Source organism: Kitasatospora sp. NPDC101108 (assembly GCF_055584725.1).
The window spans coordinates 56,853-75,995 of sequence record NZ_JBVJLM010000019.1 but is presented as its reverse complement, the minus strand read 5'-3'; the positions used below and the strand labels follow the sequence as shown (position 1 = coordinate 75,995).

General features: G+C 73.3%; 13 protein-coding genes. 4 read left to right on the top strand and 9 right to left on the bottom strand.

Annotation, left to right across the window (positions count from 1 at the left end):
* Positions 1-135: 135 nt before the first annotated feature.
* Positions 136-1,410: a hypothetical protein gene (locus tag ACZ6Z8_RS30890; protein ID WP_465613333.1), complete on the top strand. Its 1,275-nt coding sequence runs from the start codon at positions 136-138 to the stop codon at positions 1,408-1,410.
* A gap of 68 nt (positions 1,411-1,478) precedes the next feature.
* On the opposite strand, the gene ACZ6Z8_RS30885 is transcribed toward ACZ6Z8_RS30890, so the two are convergent.
* From ACZ6Z8_RS30885 to ACZ6Z8_RS30845, 9 genes are all read right to left on the bottom strand, one after another.
* The gene (locus tag ACZ6Z8_RS30885; protein ID WP_402820751.1) at positions 1,479-2,357 is read right to left on the bottom strand and encodes a CDP-alcohol phosphatidyltransferase family protein; all 879 of its coding nucleotides are present in this window, start codon (positions 2,355-2,357) and stop codon (positions 1,479-1,481) included.
* Positions 2,344-3,036: a phosphatidylserine decarboxylase gene (locus ACZ6Z8_RS30880; protein ID WP_030285593.1), complete on the bottom strand. Its 693-nt coding sequence runs from the start codon at positions 3,034-3,036 to the stop codon at positions 2,344-2,346. The genes ACZ6Z8_RS30885 and ACZ6Z8_RS30880 overlap by 14 nt, the downstream gene beginning before the upstream one ends.
* A 516-nt stretch (positions 3,037-3,552) precedes the next feature.
* Complete coding sequence (locus ACZ6Z8_RS30875) at positions 3,553-4,755, bottom strand: acyl-CoA dehydrogenase family protein (protein ID WP_465613332.1); 1,203 nt, start codon at positions 4,753-4,755, stop codon at positions 3,553-3,555.
* A gap of 146 nt (positions 4,756-4,901) precedes the next feature.
* Positions 4,902-5,405 (bottom strand): MaoC family dehydratase, encoded by a 504-nt coding sequence (locus ACZ6Z8_RS30870; protein WP_465613331.1) that lies wholly within the window; start codon positions 5,403-5,405, stop codon positions 4,902-4,904.
* An 11-nt stretch (positions 5,406-5,416) separates the two neighbouring features.
* The gene (locus tag ACZ6Z8_RS30865) at positions 5,417-6,379 is read right to left on the bottom strand and encodes an HpcH/HpaI aldolase/citrate lyase family protein (protein ID WP_380412918.1); all 963 of its coding nucleotides are present in this window, start codon (positions 6,377-6,379) and stop codon (positions 5,417-5,419) included.
* A gap of 43 nt (positions 6,380-6,422) precedes the next feature.
* Positions 6,423-8,453: a protein meaA gene (locus ACZ6Z8_RS30860; protein WP_465613330.1), complete on the bottom strand. Its 2,031-nt coding sequence runs from the start codon at positions 8,451-8,453 to the stop codon at positions 6,423-6,425.
* Entirely contained in the window at positions 8,453-9,790 is a 1,338-nt protein-coding gene (ccrA, locus tag ACZ6Z8_RS30855) for a crotonyl-CoA carboxylase/reductase (protein ID WP_465613329.1), read from the bottom strand. Before ccrA ends, ACZ6Z8_RS30860 begins: the two co-directional genes overlap by 1 nt.
* 382 nt (positions 9,791-10,172) lie before the next feature.
* On the bottom strand, positions 10,173-11,093 hold the full coding sequence (locus ACZ6Z8_RS30850; protein ID WP_465613328.1) for a TetR family transcriptional regulator: 921 nt from the start codon (positions 11,091-11,093) through the stop codon (positions 10,173-10,175).
* 230 nt (positions 11,094-11,323) lie between these two features.
* Positions 11,324-13,099, bottom strand: coding sequence for a 3-hydroxyacyl-CoA dehydrogenase family protein (locus tag ACZ6Z8_RS30845; RefSeq protein ID WP_465613327.1), 1,776 nt, complete (start codon positions 13,097-13,099; stop codon positions 11,324-11,326).
* Positions 13,100-13,644: 545 nt separating this feature from the next.
* Between ACZ6Z8_RS30845 and ACZ6Z8_RS30840 the strand changes: the two genes are divergently transcribed.
* From ACZ6Z8_RS30840 to ACZ6Z8_RS30830, 3 genes are all read left to right on the top strand, one after another.
* Positions 13,645-16,371: an MXAN_6230/SCO0854 family RING domain-containing protein gene (locus ACZ6Z8_RS30840; RefSeq protein ID WP_465613326.1), complete on the top strand. Its 2,727-nt coding sequence runs from the start codon at positions 13,645-13,647 to the stop codon at positions 16,369-16,371.
* A gap of 76 nt (positions 16,372-16,447) precedes the next feature.
* Positions 16,448-17,908 carry a type I glutamate--ammonia ligase gene (locus ACZ6Z8_RS30835; protein WP_465613325.1) on the top strand — a complete coding sequence of 487 codons (1,461 nt, stop codon included), beginning with the start codon at positions 16,448-16,450 and terminating at the stop codon, positions 17,906-17,908.
* Between the two features lie 3 nt (positions 17,909-17,911).
* Positions 17,912-19,036, top strand: a complete 1,125-nt coding sequence (locus ACZ6Z8_RS30830; RefSeq protein WP_465613324.1) for an amidohydrolase family protein — start codon at positions 17,912-17,914, stop codon at positions 19,034-19,036.
* The last annotated feature ends 107 nt before the right edge of the window (positions 19,037-19,143 follow it).

Here is a 19,143-nt window from a genome sequence, read left to right as displayed (position 1 = left end):
CGGCCCTCCGGTGGCAGGCCGGGCGGGGCCGGTGTACCCCGGCGACGAGGGCCCGCGCCGGCACCCGGCCGAGGCCGGGTTCCGGTCCCGGAGGGCTTCCCCGCGCCGGCCGAGCTGGCGCCGCTGGCCCGCCGGATGCTGGTGGACGCCGTCCGGATCGCCCGTTGGGCCGGTGAACTGGAAGAGGTCGACAAGCGCGGCGAACTGCTCCCGGAGGACGCCCGCGCCGCCGGCCGGGCGCTGGCCATGACGGTCGGCGCCGCCGCCAAGGCGTGGGGCCAGGCGCTGCTGGTGGGCCTCGTGGAGGCCCGGGACGGCGGTGCGGGCCCCGGATGGCGGCTGCACGCCTGGGAGCACGACGACGAGGCCGTGGTGCGCGGCTGGTCCGGGCTGTTCGACGCCTGGACGCTGCTCGCCCCGGTGCCGCCCGCCGCGCTGCGCGGGGTGTTCGCCGTCCTGGCCGGCCAGGCCGTGGACCAGGCTCCCCAGCTGCTGTCCTTCCTGCACCTGGTGGACGGCCCGGTGGCCGAGAGCGAGCTGCTGGAGCTGCTGCGCCGCGGCCTGGACGAGCGCCGGGTCGGCGCCGGCCTCGGCACCCCGGGCCTGTCGCCGGTGCCGCACGCCGCCTCGGCGGTGTCCGCCGTCCGCGGCACCTGCCGGGCGCCGCAGATCGACACCCCGGCCGCGCCCTCCGACGTGGCCGCCGTCCTGGACTGGATGCTGGACGGCCTGGCGGCGGTCGGTGCCGTGGTGCGCAGGAACGATGCCGCCGAGCTGTCCCCGCTGGGCCACTGGGCGGTGCGGGCGAAGCTGGAGGAGATCTGCACGGTCGCCCAGACCGCGGCCGGGCACATCGAGCAGAGCGCCTTCGAGCTGCTGAACGCCTGCGCCGACTACTCGCCGGGCCCGGCCCGGGCCGAGTTCCGCGCCTGGGTGGCGGCCCGCCCTGCGGACCGCGCGGTGGCCGAGCTGCTGGACGCCGCCCAGGGCGACGACGCGCTGGTGCGCGGGCTGGCCTTCGAGGCGCTGCGGGTGGCCGGCGGCCCGGCCGAGCAGGCGGTGCGGGCCTCGGTGGACGAGCCGGTGCTGCGCCCGTACGCGCTGTTGTGGCTGGCCGAGCGCTCCGACGAGGGGGTCTCCCCGGCGGACGTGCTGGGCGCCGAGGACGCGGCCTGGCTGTGGGTGGACACCGCGGCGGCGGTGCTGGACCACGGCGAGACGGAGCTGCTGGTGGGACACGTCGAGGGCGCCTCGGCGGGTGACCCGGTGCGGCTGTTCGCCCGCGCCCGGCAGTCCGGTCACCCCCGGGCGGCCTCGGTGCTGACGGCGGTCTCCGGCGTGCACCCGGACCCGGGCGTGGCCCGGGCGGCCCGCCGCTCCGCCTTCAGCGTCCACTCCGGCGGTGCGTGAGGAGAGAGCAGCGCACGAAGAAGGGCCCGGAACCAGACGGTTCCGGGCCCTTCCCACGTCGAGGCGGCTCAGCCGAGCCGGGACTCCGCCCGCCGGGCGCGGACGTCGCCGACCTTCTGCCCGACCTTGCGCCGGATGACCAGCAGCGGCGCCATCGCGGCGAGGGTGATCTGGGCGAACGCGCCGACGTGCATCAGCGTGTCGCCACCGGGCAGGCCGGTCGCCCAGGCGGCCAGGCAGCCGATCGCCACGACGACCCAGCAGAGCGTGGCGGTGGCCAGCAGCCCCTGCGGCTTCGGGTACTCGATCCGGCTGACCATCAGGTACGCCGCGCCGAAGATGGCGAGCAGACCGGGCAGGAACGGCGGGTCGAGCAGCACGATGGCGATCACCGTCATCGCGCCCATCGGGCAGGGCATGCCCTGGAACACCCCGGGCCGCATCTTGACGGCCGAGAAGCGGGCCAGCCGCAGCACCACCGCGAGCAGCACGGTCAGCGCGATCAGCGCCGAGAGCGTCCGGTTGGAGCCCTGCGAGACCATGCCCCAGACCGCGACGAAGTAGGCCGGCGCGATGCCGAAGCTGATCAGGTCGGCCAGGTTGTCGAGTTCGGCCCCCAGGGCGGAGGAGCGGAGCTTCCGCGCCACCAGGCCGTCGAAGAGGTCGCACATCGAGCCGATCAGCAGCAGCGTGACGGCGGTGGCCGCGCTGTGCCGGTCCGGAGCGGCGTCCGGGTTGGTGATGTGCGGGATCAGGACCCCGGTGGTGATCGAGTAGATCGCCAGGAAGCCGCAGACGGCGTTCCCCAGGGTCAGGAAGTCGGCGGTGGACAGGTGCTGCGGGGAGCGCGGGGCACGCAGCTCGCGGTCGCGCGCCCAGCGGCGGCGGCGCAGGGCAGTCTCCTCGTCGTCCAGGCCGACGATTGTCTCAGGTTCAGTCACGGTCAAGGCGCGTCACCCCGGCTGTGGTCTTCTGGCCGACCTCGACGCCGACCTCGACGCCGGCCGGCAGGTAGGTGTCGACCCGGGAGCCGAACCGGATCAGGCCGATCCGGTCGCCCTGCTCGACCTTGGTTCCGGCGGCCACGTACGGCACGATGCGGCGGGCCACGGCCCCCGCGATCTGCACCATCTCGATGTCGCCGAGCTCGGTGTCGAAGTGCCAGACGACCCGCTCGTTCTGGTCGCTGTCCTTGTTGAACGCCGGCACGAAACCGCCCGCGACGTGCTCGACCGACGTCACCGTGCCCGGCAGGGGCGCGCGGTTGACGTGGACGTTCAGCGGGCTCATGAAGATCGCGACGCGGGTGCGGCCGTCCGGCCAGGCGTCGATGCTCTGGACCACGCCGTCGGCGGGGGAGATCACTCTGCCCGTGCCGATCTCACGCTCGGGGTCGCGGAAGAACCACAGCATGCCCGCGCTGAGCGCACAGGCCGGTACCGCCGCCAGGGCCCACTTGCCGCTGCGCCGGGTGAGGGCGGTGGTCACGGCGGCCGTGGCGAGGGTGGGGACGAACCAGGGGGTGGCTCCGCGCGCGATGGTCACGCGGGGTCGCCGACCGGCCGTCGGGGATGCGAGGGCATCGCGGTCCGTGACGGAGGTGTGAGGGGACGGGCTGATGGGCATCGAAGACCTTTGTCGCGGGGGATCATGGCCGCTGGACGGGGGCCACCGCGGATCGGTAATAGAGGGACGGCTTGCTGTCCCGGTGGATGCTATCGGGAGCACACGGTGGGTGGGCAACCCGCCTGCTCGTTCATGTGTCCGGCGGGAGCGCGTGCACGCGTCCCGCCTCTACGACCGTAGCTCGCCCCGGTCCGGTTCCCAAGGGACCGGACACGGCTGGTGACTCTTGTCTCAGCCGGGTGGGGGGCGGAACCCAAGGGGGACACGGCCAGTAGCGGCCGGAAGAAGGTGCACGGAAGCGGCCGCAGGGCGCGTCGCTGCAGCTGTACGCCCTGCGGCCGCTTTCCGGAGGCCGTGCCGGACCCTGGCGGACCAGGCCGGGCCCATGACGGGGCACGGCACTCTGCCGGGACGGGCCCGCACGCCCGTCGACCGGCGGTTCGGAGGGGGCCGCCCGTCAACCGGGGCGGCCCCGCGATCACTCGGCGGTCCCGCCGGGGGCGGGAGACCGGGCGGTCATTCGGCGATCCGGTACTCCTCCAGGAGCCGGCGCCCGACGATCATCTTCTGGATCTCCGCAGTTCCTTCACCGATGAGCAGCATCGGGGCCTCGCGGTAGAGGCGCTCGATCTCGTACTCCTTGGAGAAGCCGTAGCCGCCGTGGATCCGGAAGGCGTCCTCGACGACCTCCTTGCAGTACTCCGAGGCCAGGTACTTGGCCATGCCCGCTTCGAGGTCGTTGCGCTCGCCGCTGTCCTTCTTGCGGGCGGCCATGACCATCATCTGGTGGGCGGCCTCGACCTTGGTCGCCATCTCGGCGAGCTTGAACTGGATCGCCTGGTGCTCGGCGATCTTCTTCCCGAAGGTGGAGCGCTGCTGGGCGTAGGAGATGCCGAGCTCGAAGGCACGGCGGGCGACGCCGCAGCCGCGGGCGGCGACGTTGACGCGGCCGACCTCGACGCCGTCCATCATCTGGTAGAAGCCGCGGCCCGGGACGCCGCCGAGGATGCGGTCGGCGGGGATCCGCACGTCCTGCAGCACCAGCTCGGTGGTGTCGACGCCCTTGTAGCCCATCTTCTCGATCTTCCCGGGCACGGTGAGGCCGGGGACGGTTGGGTTCGGGCCGAAGCCGGCCGTCTTCTCGATCAGGAAGGTGGTCATGTTCTTGTACGGGGTGTTGCCGCCCTCGTCGGTCTTGCACAGGACCGCGACCAGGGTGGAGGTGCCGCCGTTGGTGAGCCACATCTTCTGGCCGTTGAGGACGTAGAACTCGCCGTCCTTGACGCCCTTGGTGGAGATGGCCGAAACGTCGGAGCCGAGGCCGGGCTCGGACATCGAGAAGGCGCCGCGGATCTCGCCGGCGGCCATCTTCGGCAGGAAGTAGTCCTTCTGCTCCTGGGTGCCGTGGGCGTTGATCATGTGCGCCACGATGAAGTGGGTGTTGACGATGCCGGAGACCGACATCCAGCCGCGGGCGATCTCCTCGACCACCAGGGCGTAGGTGAGCAGGGACTCGCCGAGGCCGCCGTACTCCTCGGGGATGGTGAGGCCGAACAGCCCGAGCTGCTTCATGCCCTCGACGATGGCGGTCGGGTACTCGTCCTTGTGCTCCAGCTCGGTCGCGACCGGAATGATCTCCTTGTCGACGAAATCCCGCACGGTGGCGAGGATGTCCCGCTGGATCTCGGTGAGGCCGTCGGTCTGTGCGAGGCGTCCCATCGTGCGGCTCCGGAATGTCTGAAGAGGGCGGGGGGGGATTTCCGGGGGCCCTGCCGGCGTGGCTGCGGCAGCAGGGCCCCCGACCGGGTGGGGGTCGGCCGATGACGGCGGCCTCCCCGTCCGGGGTCTCTATATAGGGGAGGGGTTCAGGAGAGCGGCTCGGGGCGCCCGGGCTGCTCGCCGCCGCGCTCCTTGATGTACGTCTCGGTCGGCACCATCACCTTGCGGCGGAAGACGCAGACGACCGTGCCGTCCTGCTTGTACCCCTTGGTCTCCACGTGGACGATGCCGCGGTCGCTCTTGGACTTGGACGGCCACTTGTCGAGGACGGTGGTCTCGCCGTAGATGGTGTCGCCGTGGAAGGTCGGCGCGATGTGGCGCAGCGACTCGATCTCCAGGTTGGCGATCGCCTTGCCGGAGACGTCCGGGACGGACATGCCGAGCAGCAGCGAGTAGATGTAGTTGCCCACCACGACGTTCTTGCCGAAGTCCGTCGTCTTCTCCGCATAGTTGGTGTCCATGTGGAGCGGGTGGTGGTTCATGGTGAGCAGGCAGAAGAGGTGGTCGTCGTACTCGGTGACCGTCTTGCCGGGCCAGTGCTTGTAGACCGCGCCGACCTCGAACTCCTCGTAGGTGCGTCCGAACTGCATGGCTCAGGTCCTCAGCTTTCCGGGATCTCGAACTTGGTGGTGCGCTGCATGCCGGCGGCCCGGCCCTTGCCGGCGATGACCAGGGCCATCTTGCGGCTGGCCTCGTCGATCATCTCGTCGCCGAGCATCGCGGAGCCCTTGGCACCGCCCGCCTCGGAGGTGCAGTAGTCGTAGGCGTCGAGGATCAGCTCGGCGTGGTCGTAGTCCTCCTGCGAGGGCGAGTAGATCTCGTTCGCGGCGGCGACCTGGTCCGGGTGCAGCACCCACTTGCCGTCGAAGCCGAGGGCGGCGGAGCGGCGGGCGACCTCGCGGTAGCCCTCCTGGTTGCGGATCTGCAGGTAGGGGCCGTCGATCGCCTGGAGGTCGTTGGCGCGGGCGGCCATCAGGATGCGCATCAGGATGTAGTGGTAGGCGTCGGCGCCGTAGCCGGGCGGCTGCTCGCCGACCACCAGGGACTTCATGTTGATCGAGGCCATGAAGTCGGCGGGGCCGAAGATGATGGTCTCCAGCCGGGGCGAGGCCTCGGCGATGGCGTCGACGTTGATCAGACCCTTGGCGTTCTCGATCTGCGCCTCGATGCCGATCTTGCCGACCTCGAAGCCCATGGTCTTCTCGATCTGGGTGAGCAGCAGGTCGAGCGCCTTGACCTGCTCGGCGTCCTGGACCTTCGGCAGCATGATGCAGTCGAGGTTGGGGCCGGCGCCCTCGACCACGGTGATCACGTCGCGGTAGGTCCAGTGGGTGGTCCAGTCGTTGACGCGGACGACGCGGGTCTTGTTGCCCCAGTCGCCGTTGTTCAGCGCGTCGACGATGTTGTGGCGGGCGCTCTCCTTGACCAGCGGGGCGCAGGCGTCCTCCAGGTCGAGGAAGACCTGGTCGGCCGGGAGGCCCTGGGCCTTCTCCAGGAAGCGCGGGTTGCTGCCCGGTACGGCGAGGCAGGAGCGGCGCGGGCGCAGGCGGTTGACAGTCGTCATGAGGGTGGTTCGGTTCCTTCCCAGTGGTCAGCTGGTCAGCTGGTCAGTTCGTGGCCGCGGTCGGTGCGGGCGTCCACGGCTGGAGCTTGTTGGCGAGCCGGATCTCGTCCACGATCCGGCCGATGATGGTGGTGATGCCGAAGTCCTTCGGGGTGAACACGGCGGCGACGCCGGCGGCCTTGAGGGCCTCGCCGTCCGCTGCCGGGATGATGCCACCCACGATCACCGGGACATCCTCCACCCCCGCGCGGCGCAGCCGCTTGAGGACGTCCGGCACCAGCTCGGAGTGGGCGCCGGAGAGGATGGACAGGCCCACGCAGTGCACGTCCTCCGCCACGGCGGCCGAGACGATCTGTTCCGGGGTGAGCCGGATGCCCTGGTAGACCACCTCGAACCCGGCGTCGCGGGCCCGGACGGCGATCTGCTCGGCGCCGTTGGAGTGCCCGTCCAGGCCGGGCTTGCCGACCAGCAGGCGCAGCTTGCCGGCGCCCAGCTCCTCGGCGGTGGCGGCGACGGCGGCGCGGACCTGCTCCAGCTCCCCGCCGGGCTCGGCGGCGACCGCGACGGGCGCGCCGCCCACGCCGGTGGGGGCGCGGTACTCGCCGAACACCTCGCGCAGGGCGAAGGACCACTCGCCGGTGGTGACACCCGCCCGGGCGCAGGCGAGGGTGGCCGGCATCAGGTTGGCCTCGGTGGCGGCGACGGCCTTGAGCTCGGCCAGCGCCTGCTGGACGGCGGCCTCGTCGCGCTGTCCGCGCCAGGCCTCCAGGGCGGCGAGCACGGACTGCTCGGAGGCCGGGTCGACCACCATGATCGCGGTGTCCAGGTCGGCGGTGAGCGGGCTGGGCTCCGTGGTGTCGAAGCAGTTGACGCCGACGATCTTGTCCTCGCCGGACTCGATCCGGGCCCGGCGGGCGGCGTGCGAGGCCACCAGGTTGGACTTGAGGTAGCCGGACTCGACGGCCGGGATGACCCCGCCCATCTCCAGCACCTTGGCGATCTCCGCCTCGGCGCCCGCCAGCAGCGCGGCGGTCTTGGCCTCGACCACCTCGGAGCCGTTGAAGAGGTCGCCGTACTCCAGCAGGTCCGACTCGTAGGCCAGCACCTGCTGGATCCGCAGCGACCACTGCTGGTCCCACGGGCGGGGCAGGCCGAGCGCCTCGTTCCAGGCGGGCAGCTGGACGGCGCGGGCGCGGGCGTCCTTGGAGAGGGTGACGGCCAGCATCTCCAGGACGATCCGCTGGACGTTGTTCTCCGGCTGGGCCTCGGTCAGCCCGAGCGAGTTGACCTGGACGCCGTAGCGGAACCGGCGCTGCTTGGCGTCGGTGACGCCGTACCGCTCCAGCGTGACCTTCTCCCAGAGCTGGGCGAAGGCGCGCATCTTGCACATCTCCTCGACGAAGCGCACGCCCGCGTTGACGAAGAAGGAGATCCGGGCGACCACGTCGCCCATCCGCTCGGCGGGCACCTGCCCGGAGTCGCGGACGGCGTCGAGCACCGAGATAGCGGTGCACATCGCGTAGGCGATCTCCTGGACGGGCGTGGCCCCGGCCTCCTGCAGGTGGTAGCTGCAGATGTTGATCGGGTTCCACTTGGGGATGTTGCCGACCGTGTAGGCGATCATGTCGGTGATCAGGCGCACCGACGGGCCGGGCGGGAAGACGTGCGTCCCGCGCGACAGGTACTCCTTGACGATGTCGTTCTGGGTGGTGCCGGTGAGCTTGGCGATGTCGGCGCCCTGCTCCTCGGCGACCACCTGGTAGAGCGCCAGCAGCCACATCGCGGTGGCGTTGATCGTCATGGAGGTGTTGGTCTGTTCGAGCGGGATGCCGTCGAACAGGGTGCGCATGTCGCCGACGTGGCCGACCGGGACGCCGACCCGGCCCACCTCGCCGCGGGCGAGGATGTGGTCGGAGTCGTAGCCGGTCTGGGTCGGCAGGTCGAAGGCGACGGACAGGCCGGTCTGGCCCTTCGCCAGGTTCCGCCGGTAGAGCGCGTTGGAGTCGCTCGCGGTGGAGTGGCCGGCGTAGGTGCGCATCAGCCAGGGGCGGTCGCGCTTCTGAGCGTCGGTCATCACACGTCCCGGAAGCGGTTGATGGCCGGAAGGTGCTTCTCGCGCAGGGCGTGGTCGCGGACGCCGAGGCCCTCTTCGGGGGCGAGGCACAGGACGCCGACCTTGCCCTGGTGCTTGTTGTGGTGGACGTCGAGGGCGGCCTGGCCGGTCTCCTCCAGGGTGTAGACCTTGGAGAGGGTGGGGTGGATCCTGCCCTTGGCGATCAGGCGGTTGGCTTCGAAGGCCTCGCGGTAGTTGGCGAAGTGGGAGCCGACGATGCGCTTGAGGGACATCCACAGGTAGCGGTTGTCGTACTGGTGCATGTAGCCGGAGGTGGAGGCGCAGGTGACGATGGTGCCGCCCTTGCGGGTGACGTAGACGGAGGCGCCGAAGGTCTCGCGGCCGGGGTGTTCGAAGACGATGTCGACGTCCTCGCCGCCGGTGAACTCGCGGATCTTCGAGCCGAGGCGCTTCCACTCGCGGGGGTCCTGGTTGTGCTCGTCCTTCCAGAACCGGTAGCCCTCGGCGGAGCGGTCGATGATCGCCTCGGCGCCCATGGCGCGGCAGATGTCGGCCTTGGCCTCGCTGGAGACCACGCAGATGGGGGTGGCGCCGCCGGCCAGGGCGTACTGGGTGGCGTAGGAGCCGAGGCCGCCGCTGGCGCCCCAGATCAGGACGTTGTCGCCCTGCTTCATGCCGGCGCCGTTGCGGGAGACGAGCTGGCGGTAGGCGGTGGAGTTGACCAGGCCGGGGGAGGCGGCCTCCTCCCAGGTGAGGTGCTTGGGCTTGGGCAGCAGCTGGTTGGTCTTGACCAGGGCGATCTGGGCCAGGCCGCCGAAGTTGGTCTCGAAGCCCCAGATGCGCTGCTCGGGGTCCATCATCGTGTCGTTGTGGCCGTCGGGGGATTCCAGCTCGACCGAGAGGCAGTGGGCGACGACCTCGTCGCCGGGCTTCCAGGAGTTGACGCCGGCGCCGGTGCGCAGCACGACGCCGGCGAGGTCGGAGCCGAGGACGTGGTAGGGCAGGTCGTGGCGCTTGGTGAGCGGGGACAGGCGGCCGTAGCGCTCCAGGAAGCCGAAGGTGGAGACGGGTTCGAAGATCGAGCTCCACACGGTGTTGTAGTTCACCGAGCTGGCCATGACGGCGACCAGGGCCTCGCCGGGGCCGAGGTCGGGCAGGGCGACCTCGTCGAGGTGAAGGGACTTGCGGGGGTCCTTGTCGCGGCTGTCGAGGCCGGCGAACATCTGCTCCTCGTCCTTGTGGAGCGTCACCGCCCGGTAGGACTCGGGGAGCTTGAGCGCCGCGAAGTCCGCCGACGTGGCGTCGGAGCTGAGGATCGCGTCGAGGATTTCCTGCATGGCTGCCTCCGAAGGCGTACCTGTGTGAGGGTCACAGGGCGTCTGGGGGAACCGGGAGCGGACACCGGCTTCGCTGAGGTGGGTGGTTGGCGGTCAGGCGGTCGCCCGGGGTGGTTCGGGCGGATCCGGCACTGCTTGGTCTGGCACAGCTCCCGGGGTGTGGGAACGCCGGACGACGGCGCGCCGAGGTGGGGAGCCGCGGCGCCGCGACTGGTGGGTAACAAGGTAGTGGCACCCTGTGCCACTCGTAAAGACACCGGGTGTCAGGAATTCCGACGCTCTGGAAAGACCCGGGACGCGCGCGGCGCGGGTATGCCGAGGGCCCGCGCCGACGATTCGGCGCGGGCCCTCAAGCAGCCTCTGACCTGCTGTTTTCTGACCTTCAGGCGTCCCGGGCGCCGCTCAGCGCGGCCCGGATGCTGTCCACCACGACGTCCAGTGGAGCGTCCGTGCGGGCGACTGTGATGAGTACCTCACCTCCGGGACTGGCACTCAGTGCGCTCTCCGCCACCCCGTCCTCTGGCATCCCACTGGCACCGGGTGCCACCACTGAGCCCCGGCGTCTGGCACCCGGCGAACTGGCGGCCCAGAAGGTCCGCCGGATCACCTCGAAGGAGTGGTCCAGCTGCGCCTCCACGTCACCCCGGCCGCCGGCTCGCAGCCAGCGCCGCAGCACGTGGTTGTGCGCCGCGACGACCGCCGCCGCCGACACCTCGGCCAGCATCGAGTCGTCCTCGCCGCCGCGCTGCCAGCCCGAGGGGATGGGCTCGCCGGTGTCGAACCGGCCCAGCAGGTAACGGGTGAACAGCCGCTCGTACCGGGCCACCACGGCGATCTCCCGCTCGCGCAGCGCCGGCACCTGACGGATCAGCTGGTACCGCGCGACCGACACCCCCGGGGTGGAGGCGTACATCCGCAGCACCTCCTTGATGCCGCGGCAGACCACGTCCAGCGGGTGCTCCTCCGGCTCGGCGCTGGCCAGCAGATCGGCCACCCGGACCAGGGTGTCGTCGTGGTCGGGGAAGATCGCCTCCTCCTTCGACCGGAAGTACCGGAAGAAGGTGCGCCGGGCCACTCCGGCGGCCGCGGCGATCTGGTCGACCGTGGTCTCCTCGTAGCCCTGCGAGGCGAACAACTCCATCGCCGCCGCGGCCAGGTCCTGGCGCATCTGCTGACGCTGCGCCGCCGCCCGGCGGCTGCCCGGCCCCGCCTCCGGCGCGGTGCCCCCGGACGGGCCGGCCGTCCGGTCGGTGCCGCGCGGTCCGGCGGAGTGCTGCGGGGAGGCTGACTGAACCCGATCCATGCCCGGAACGCTACACGGCCCGGGCTGCGCGCCCGCCGCCCTTCCCCGGCGCACCGGCGCGACCGGGCCGGTCACGGCCGGTCGGGGCCAGCGCGCGGACACCGTCCCCGGGGTCCAGCCGGGGCGCCCGGCGGCCCCGGCGCCGTACGCCGCGCCACCGTTGCCGTAGGCGCCGCCCGACCCCGCCGCCGGGTCGTACGGCAGCTGCTCGCCCCCGGCCCGTGCGGTGGTCACCGGCGCGCGTGGTCGCGGAAGCCGCGGCCGGTCTTGCGGCCCAGGCAGCCCGCCGCCACCAGGTGCTCCAGCAGCGGCGCGGCGGCCAGGCCCGGCTCGCGGAACTCCTGGTGCAGCACCTGCTCGATGGTCAGCGAGACGTCCAGGCCGACCACGTCCAGCAGCTCGAAGGGACCCATCGGGTAGCCGCAGCCGAGCTTCATCGCGGTGTCGATGTCGTCCACCGTCGCGTAGTGCTCCTGGAGCATCCGCACCGCGTCGTTCAGGTAGGGGAACAGCAGCGCGTTGACGATGAAGCCGGCCCGATCGCCGCACTCCACCGGGTGCTTGCGCACCTTCGCGGTCAGCTCCAGCACCGTCGCGGTGACGTCCGGGGCGGTCAGCACGGTGGAGACCACCTCGACCAGCTTCATCGCCGGGGCCGGGTTGAAGAAGTGCATGCCGATCACGTCCTGCGGCCGCGAGGTGGCGGTCGCGCAGCTGATCACCGGCAGCGAGGAGGTGGTGGTGGCGAGCACCGCGCCCGGGCGGACGATCTTGTCCAGGATGGCGAACAGCTCCCGCTTGACCGCCAGGTCCTCGGCGACCGCCTCGACCACCAGGTCCACCTCGGCCAGCTCGGAGTACTGGCCGACCGGGGTGACCAGCGCCAGGGCGGAGTCCCGCTGCTCCCCGCTCAGCCGGCCCTTGGCGACCGAGCGCTCCAGCGACTTCGCCAGCTGGGCCTTGGCCCGGTCGGCCTTCTCCTGGCTGCGGGCGGCCAGCAGCACGGGGTGCCCGGCCTTGGCGAACACCTCGGCGATGCCGGTGGCCATCGTGCCCGAGCCGCAGACCCCGACCGTGTGCACGTCGCGGCCGGGCACCTTGGCGCGGGCCGGTCCGGTCGCCGCGTCCACGGCCTTGGACGAGCCCGGCGCCTCGTAGGTGTAGAAGCCGCGGCCGGACTTGCGGCCCAGCAGCCCGGCCGAGACCAGCTGGCCGAGGATCGGCGCGGGGGCGTGCAGCTTGTCGCGGGACTGCTCGTACATCGCCTCCAGCACGGTGCGCGCGGTGTCGACGCCGATCAGGTCGAGCAGGGCCAGCGGGCCCATCGGCAGGCCGCAGCCGAGCCGCATCGCGGCGTCGATGTCCTCCCGGGAGGCGTACCTGGACTCGTACATCGCGGCGGCCTGGTTCAGGTACGCGAACAGCAGGCCGTTCACCACGAAGCCGGCCCGGTCGCCGGCCGCCACCGGCTCCTTGCCCAGGTCGCGGGCGAAGGCGGCGGCTTCCTCGGCGGTCTGCGGGGAGGTCAGCACGGTGCGGACCACCTCGACCAGCTTCATGGTGTGCACCGGGTTGAAGAAGTGCAGGCCGAGCACCCGCTCCGGACGGGCGGTCGCGGCCGCGATCCGGGTCACCGACAGGGCGGTGGTGCCGGTGGCCAGCACGGTGCTCTCCGGGCAGATCCGGTCCAGCTCGGCGAAGACCTCCCGCTTCAGCTCCAGCTGCTCGGGGACCTCCTCGATCACCAGGTCCGCGTCGGCGGCGGCCGCCAGCGCGTGCCCGACCGAGATCCGGGCCAGCAGCGCGGTGCGCTCCTCGGCGGTGATCCGCTCGCGGTCGACCGCGTGCGCGGTCGCCTCCTCGATCCGGGCCAGCGCCCGGGCGGCCGAGTCCTCGGTGGCCTCGATGCCGATCACCCGGCGGCCGCTCCTGGCGACCGCGACCGCGACGCCGGCACCCATCGTGCCGAGGCCGACGACGGCCACGGTGGGGAAGGGACGCTCCATGTCCTGACTCCTAGTCATGAAGGGCCCGCGCGTGCTCCGGCGGGCGGGCCGCCGCACCCGTCGACGAAACGGGGGCGGCCGCCGCCGGAGGAGGGTCCACGCGCGGGGGCTGGGGAGATGACGGGTCCGGCAGACCCGGGCGTCGGCCGGTCCGCTCCGGCCGAACTGCGGGGTGTGCCGTGGTGCTCAGGCGCTCGAAGGTGAAGGAAGCGGCGCTGATACGAGGAGAGAAACCCGGCCCGCCGCGGTTCGCAGCACCGGCCGGTGAAGACGCACCGCGCGGGTGCCGCAGACACGGCGACCGCGACCTCCCGCCGGTGCGGCTCCCGAAGCCCGGCGGTGGTGCGTGCGGCCACTGTAGCGAAGCTACTCACAGGTAGGAAGAGGGCCGAGGCGGAAAACCGTTCGGTGCTGCGCGGCCGTTTCGCTAGGGTGATCGACGCGGGGGCGGCTCCGCGGCGTGCTTCCTTCTCCTCATCTTTGAAATGACCCGAGTGCGCCCACTCTCCGCCCCCGCTTCGTCATATCCAGCGGGGGACAGAGAAGTGAACAAGCCCGACACCGCCGCGCCCGGGAGCGCCCTGGACGCCTACCTGCTGCGCCACCACGGACAGGTTCTGGTCGCACCCGGGGCCGCGCCCGGCGAACCCGACCCGTGGACGGCCAAGGGCCTGGTGGCCCTGGAAGCCGACCTGGCAGGGCTCGGCCACGTCCTCACCAAGCCGCTGCGCGACGCGCTCCGCCGACTGCGCCCGGCCGACCTCGCCGAGGCCGGCGCCCGGCTGCTGGCCGGCATCGAGGCCCTGCTCGGCAGCGACCGCCGCCACCAGCCGCTGTTCCGCCGCTTCCCCGAGGGCGTGCCCTCGCACGCCCACGCCGACTACTCCGTCCTGGTCCGCGGTCACCTGCTCCACCAGGCCGGCCAGCTCTGCCTGGTCTGCGAGCGCACCAGCCTGGAGGCCGGGATCGGCGCCCTCGCCCCCTGCGCCCACCTGCTGTGCGGGGACTGCTTCGAGGACCTGGGCGAGGACGGCGACGATCGCCACTGCCCGCTCTGCGACACCCCGCTGGACCCCGAGCACCACCTGCCCACCGACACCAGGGGCGCCCGCAAGGCCGCCCGCGACCTGGAGCCGGGCCAGACGCTCAAGCCGTTGCGCTTGGCCGAGGCCCGCGACGCGGCCGCGCTCGCCGGCGCCGCGCTCGCCGCCCTGCTCACCCGGCGGACCCCGCTCAACCCGCAGGAGCGCGAGGACCTCGCCCTGCTGCTCGACCACGCCCCGGCCGACCCGGCCGCCTGGCTGCCTGCGGAGATCCCGGTCCGGGAGAGCCGCGCGACCGTGCTGGCCGCCCTGCTGCGCCGCGACCCGGAGCGCACCCGCCCGCTGCTCGCCGCCCACCTCACCACCGCCACCGACGTACTGCGGCTGATCTGGGCCTGGTCCGGCGCCGAGCCCGACCTGCTGCCGGCCACCGCCCGCACCCTGCGGCTGCGCAACCTGCCCCGCCCGCTGCGCCGCGAACTGCTCGCCGTCCTGGACGCGTTCCCGGTCGGCACCCTCGCCGAGGACCTGCGCCGCCACCGCGCCGCCTGGCTGCGGGCCGGCGAACTGCTGCACCCGTACGAGCACCGCGCCCGCTTCCCCTACGCGGCCGCCGCCTTCGCGGTCGTGCGGCAGAGCGACCTCGACCTGCACGGCCTCGGCCCGCGGTTGCGCGAGGCCCCCGCGCCGCTGCGGGTCCGCGAGACGCCCGCCGGCCACACCCGGCTCACCGTCGAGACCTTCGCCGCCCGGGTCGAGCACGCCCTCGCCCAGGGCGACCTGCCCGCCGCCGTCCGGCTGCTGGCCACCCGTCCCGGCGAACTGGTGCGCCGACTGCACCACCTGCTGCGGGTGCAGGCCGCCTGGCTCCCCGGCGAGCCGCTGGCCGCCGAACTCGCCGACGCCCTGCCGCGGGCCCTGCGCGCCGTCGCCCCCGGACCGCTGCTCGGCGCGTACGGGCGGCTGCGCGCACCCCGCCGGCTCGGCGAGCAGCGCCTGTACTTCCCGCGCGGCCGGGTCGCCTCCGCCCACGCCCGCGCCGACTGGGGCACGCCCGTCCCGGCCGGGCTGAGCGCGCCGGTCTGCGCCCTGATCGAGGCCGAACTGCTGCGCCGCGCCGAGCGGTCGGCGGCGGAGGCCGGCCGCTACGAGGTGGCGGTGCTGGACGCCGGACTGGCCGACCTGTTCGTCCCGTTCGCCGAACGGGCCAGTGCCAAGTCCCTGGTCGCGGTGCCCCGCGGCAGCGTGCAGCCGCTCCCGGACGGACAGTACCTGCGCCTGTTCGTGCACTGGATGCAGCGCGCCCACCAGCGGGTGGACCTCGACCTGTCGGTCGCCTTCTACGACGAGGAGTGGCGCTTCACCGGCCTGTGCGACTACACCCGGCTGGTGCTCGGCGCGCGCGCCGCCGTGCACTCCGGCGACTTCACCACCGCCCCGCCGCCGCACGGCGCCACCGAGTTCGTCGACCTCGACGTGCGGGCGCTGGGCGAGGCAGGCGCCCGGTACGCCGTGGTGGTGGTCTTCAGCTACAACGACGTTCCCTTCGAGGACCTCACCGACGCCTTCGCCGGATTCATGACCCTCACCCCCTCCGAGGCGGCCCGGAAGCGCACCGGCAGCTTCCACCCCCGCAGCGTGCGCCAGCGGCTGGACCTCGCCGGGGAGGCCCGGATCTGCGTGCCGATGATCGTCGACCTGCAGACCCGCACCCACACCTGGACCGACCTCAACGTCGGCTCCGGCGCCGGGTTCCACAACGTCGGCCGGCACCACGCCGCGATCGGCTCGCTGGCCGAGTCGGTGCTGACCCACTTCGCCCCGGGCTCCCGGGCCACCCTGTGGGACCTCGGCTGCGCCGCCGCCGCGGCCGGCAGCGACGAGGTGTGGGTGCGCGACCGGAGCAGCCGCGGGCTGGGCCGCTACCGCCGGGGAGCGGACGAACCGGTGGCCGCCTTCGCCGAGCGGGTGCGCGGCCGGCACGAGAGCGACCACCGCACCGAGCAGCCACCGGACGACACCGCCCGGCTGATCGCCGAACGCCTGGCCGGCACCCGGGCGTTCACCGCCCTGGTGCACGCCGACGTGCCCGCCCCGGCGGGAGCGGGCGGGACGCTCTACCGGCTCTACCCCGGGCCGCTGGACGGCGCCCCGGACGCCGTGGAGCGGATCACCGCGGGGGAGTTGGTGGCCCGCTTCGCTCCGGGCGGCGGTTCCCCCATCGAGTGAACGGACGGACGGGCGTCCATCTGTTCCACTCGATAGGGGAGTTACCGGCACCCGGTCGGCGGGGCAGCATGGTGACATGGGCACTGTCACCGCCTCCCAGCCCGCAGAGCCGGCCGACCCCGCCGGGCCGTTCGGCCCCGGCGCGGCCCTGGCCGCCCTCACGGCCGCCGTCGCGCTGCCCCCACGGGCCGAGCGCGCCGCGCGGGCCGAGGAGGCGGCCGACCGGCTGCGCACCGCCGCCGTCGAGGCGGTGGCCGTCACCTGGGTGGACAACGCCGGCATCACCCGGGTCAAGGCCGTGCCGCTCGGCGGCCTGGTGCACGCGGCCGAGTGGGGCATCGGCACCTCGCCCTGCTTCGACGTGTTCCTCGCCGACGACGCCATCACCACCAGCCCGGTCATCGGCGGCCCCACCGGGGACCTGCGGCTCTACCCCGACCTCGACCGGCTCGTCCCGCTGGCCGCCCAGCCCGGCTGGGCCTGGGCCCCGGGGGACCGCCACACCCAGGCCGGCGGCCCGCACCCCGGCTGCCAGCGGCTGTTCGCGCGCCGGATGGAAGCCGCGGCCGCCGCCCGCGGGCTGAGCGTCAAGGCCGGTATCGAGGTCGAGTGGGTGGTCGCCCTGGCCGGGGCCCCCGACGAGCCGCCGCAGTACCCGACGCACGGCCCCGCCTACGGCATGCACCGCCTCACCGACCTCTCCGACTACCTGCGGGACGTCCTGCGCGCCCTCGGCCAGCAGGGGCTGGGCGTGCTGCAGATCCACCCCGAGTACGCCCCGGGCCAGTTCGAGGTCTCGGTCGCCCCCGAGGGCCCGGTCGGCGCCGCCGACACCTCCGTCCTGATCCGGCAGACCGTCCGCGCCGTCTCCGCCAGGTACGGACTGCGGGCCTCCTTCGCCCCCGTGGTCGAACCGGACGCGGTCGGCAACGGCGGGCACCTGCACCTCAGCCTCTGGCGGGACGGCCGCAACCTGGGCCACGGCGGCCCCGGCCCGCACGGGCTGACGGCCGAGGCCGAGGGCTTCCTCGCCGGAGTGCTCCGGGCCCTGCCCGAACTCCTGGTGCTGGGCTGCTCCAGCCCCGCCGGGTACCTGCGGCTGGTGCCCTCGCACTGGGCCGGGGCGTACCAGTGCTGGGGCCTGGAGAACCGGGAGGCCGCGCTGCGCCTGATCACCGGCTCCACCGGGGAGCGGGCCGCCGCCGCGAACGCCGAGGTCAAGTGCTTCGACGCGAGCGCCAACCCGTACCTGGCGGTCGGCGCGGTGCTCGCCGCCGGCCTCGCCGGGCTGGAACAACGCCGCGCGCTGCCACCGGAGTTCACCGGGGACCCGGCCGCCGCCGAGCCCGGTACGGTGCCCCGGCTGCCGCAGGGCCCGGCGGAGGCGATCGCCGCGTACGAGCGCTCGGCGGTGCTGCGCGAGGCGCTCGGCGAGCCGCTCCACCAGGCGGTGCTGGCGGTGCGCCGGGCCGAGGCCGAGCGGTACGCGGCCGTCGGGCCCGAGGAGTTGGTCGCCGCGACGCGCTGGAGGTACTGACCGGTGGTCCGGCTCCCGGAGGTCGGGGCGCTGGTCGACCACCACTGCCATAGCGTGGTCGCCGCCGAGCTCGCCGACGACGCCCTGGCCGGGCTGCTCACCGAGTCCGACCGCCCGCCCGCGCCCGGCTGCTCACCCTTCGACAGCGCGCTCGGCCTGGCCGTGCGGCGCTGGTGTCCGCCCGCGCTCGACCTGCCCGCGCACGCCCCGGCCGCCGACTACCTGGCCCGGCGGCGGGAGTTGGGCGCCGCCGAGGCGACCCGTCGGCTGCTCGCGGCCGCCGGGCTGGACACCTGCCTGGTGGACACCGGGCTGACCGCCGCCGCGGGCCGCGAGCTGCTGCCGCTGGCCGAACTCGCCGAGGCCACCGGGGCGGTGGTGCGCGAGGTGGTCCGGCTGGAGTCGGTGGCCGGGACGGTGGCCTCCGGCGCCGAGGACTGGCCGCAGGCCGTCGCCGAGGCGCTGGCGGCGGCCGCTACCGGCGCGGTCGCCGTCAAGTCGGTGCTCGCCTACCGGCACGGCCTGGCCGTCCCGGCCGAACGGCCCGCGCGCCCGGCCGTGGTGGCCGCGGCAGGGGCCTGGCTGCGCGGCGGGCGCGCCCGGCTGACCGACCCGGTGCTGCTGCACCACCTGCTCTGGACGGCCGTGGACGTCTGCGCCGAGCTGGGCCTGCCGCTCCAGCTCCACACCGGCTTCGGCGATCCCGACCTCACCCTGCACCTCGCCGACCCCGCCCTGCTGACCGACTTCGTCCGCGCCGCCGAGCCGAGCGGCGTCCCGCTGGTGCTGCTGCACGGCTATCCGTACCACCGGCAGGCCGCCTGGCTGGCCCAGGCCTTTCCGACGGTGCACACGGACCTGGGGCTGACGGCCTCCTACACCGGGCCGCGGGTGGCGGCGGTGCTGGGGGAGATGCTCGAACTCGTGCCGTTCGGAAAACTGTTGTTCTCCACCGATGCCTACGGACTTCCCGAACTGTTCCCGGTGGGCGCCGCACAGTTCCGGTACGGACTGGGCAGGCTGCTCTCCGACTGGCAGGCGGACGGCGCCTGTTCGGCGTCGGACGCCCGGCGGCTGGCGCGACTGGTCGCCGCCGACAATGCGCGCCGGTTGTACGCGCTCCCGTAGGCGTTCCGGCTGCTCCTCGCGTACATGACCAGCGAGGTCGTCCCGTCGCGAACCATCACTTTTTAACAATCTCTCGCCCTGTTGCGGTTGTTGACCCGCGGAGCGCT

What these genes read in the sequence shown, in the direction of transcription:
- ACZ6Z8_RS30890 (WP_465613333.1), top strand. Translation starts at nt 136, where the DNA reads ATGCTGGTGGACGCCGTCCGGATCGCCCGTTGGGCCGGTGAACTGGAA.
- ACZ6Z8_RS30880 (WP_030285593.1), bottom strand. Translation starts at nt 3,036, where the DNA reads ATGCCCATCAGCCCGTCCCCTCACACCTCCGTCACGGACCGCGATGCC.
- ACZ6Z8_RS30875 (WP_465613332.1), bottom strand. Translation starts at nt 4,755, where the DNA reads ATGGGACGCCTCGCACAGACCGACGGCCTCACCGAGATCCAGCGGGAC.
- ACZ6Z8_RS30870 (WP_465613331.1), bottom strand. Translation starts at nt 5,405, where the DNA reads ATGCAGTTCGGACGCACCTACGAGGAGTTCGAGGTCGGCGCGGTCTAC.
- ACZ6Z8_RS30865 (WP_380412918.1), bottom strand. Translation starts at nt 6,379, where the DNA reads ATGACGACTGTCAACCGCCTGCGCCCGCGCCGCTCCTGCCTCGCCGTA.
- ACZ6Z8_RS30860 (WP_465613330.1), bottom strand. Translation starts at nt 8,453, where the DNA reads ATGACCGACGCTCAGAAGCGCGACCGCCCCTGGCTGATGCGCACCTAC.
- ccrA (WP_465613329.1), bottom strand. Translation starts at nt 9,790, where the DNA reads ATGCAGGAAATCCTCGACGCGATCCTCAGCTCCGACGCCACGTCGGCG.
- ACZ6Z8_RS30850 (WP_465613328.1), bottom strand. Translation starts at nt 11,093, where the DNA reads ATGGATCGGGTTCAGTCAGCCTCCCCGCAGCACTCCGCCGGACCGCGC.
- ACZ6Z8_RS30845 (WP_465613327.1), bottom strand. Translation starts at nt 13,099, where the DNA reads ATGGAGCGTCCCTTCCCCACCGTGGCCGTCGTCGGCCTCGGCACGATG.
- ACZ6Z8_RS30835 (WP_465613325.1), top strand. Translation starts at nt 16,448, where the DNA reads ATGGGCACTGTCACCGCCTCCCAGCCCGCAGAGCCGGCCGACCCCGCC.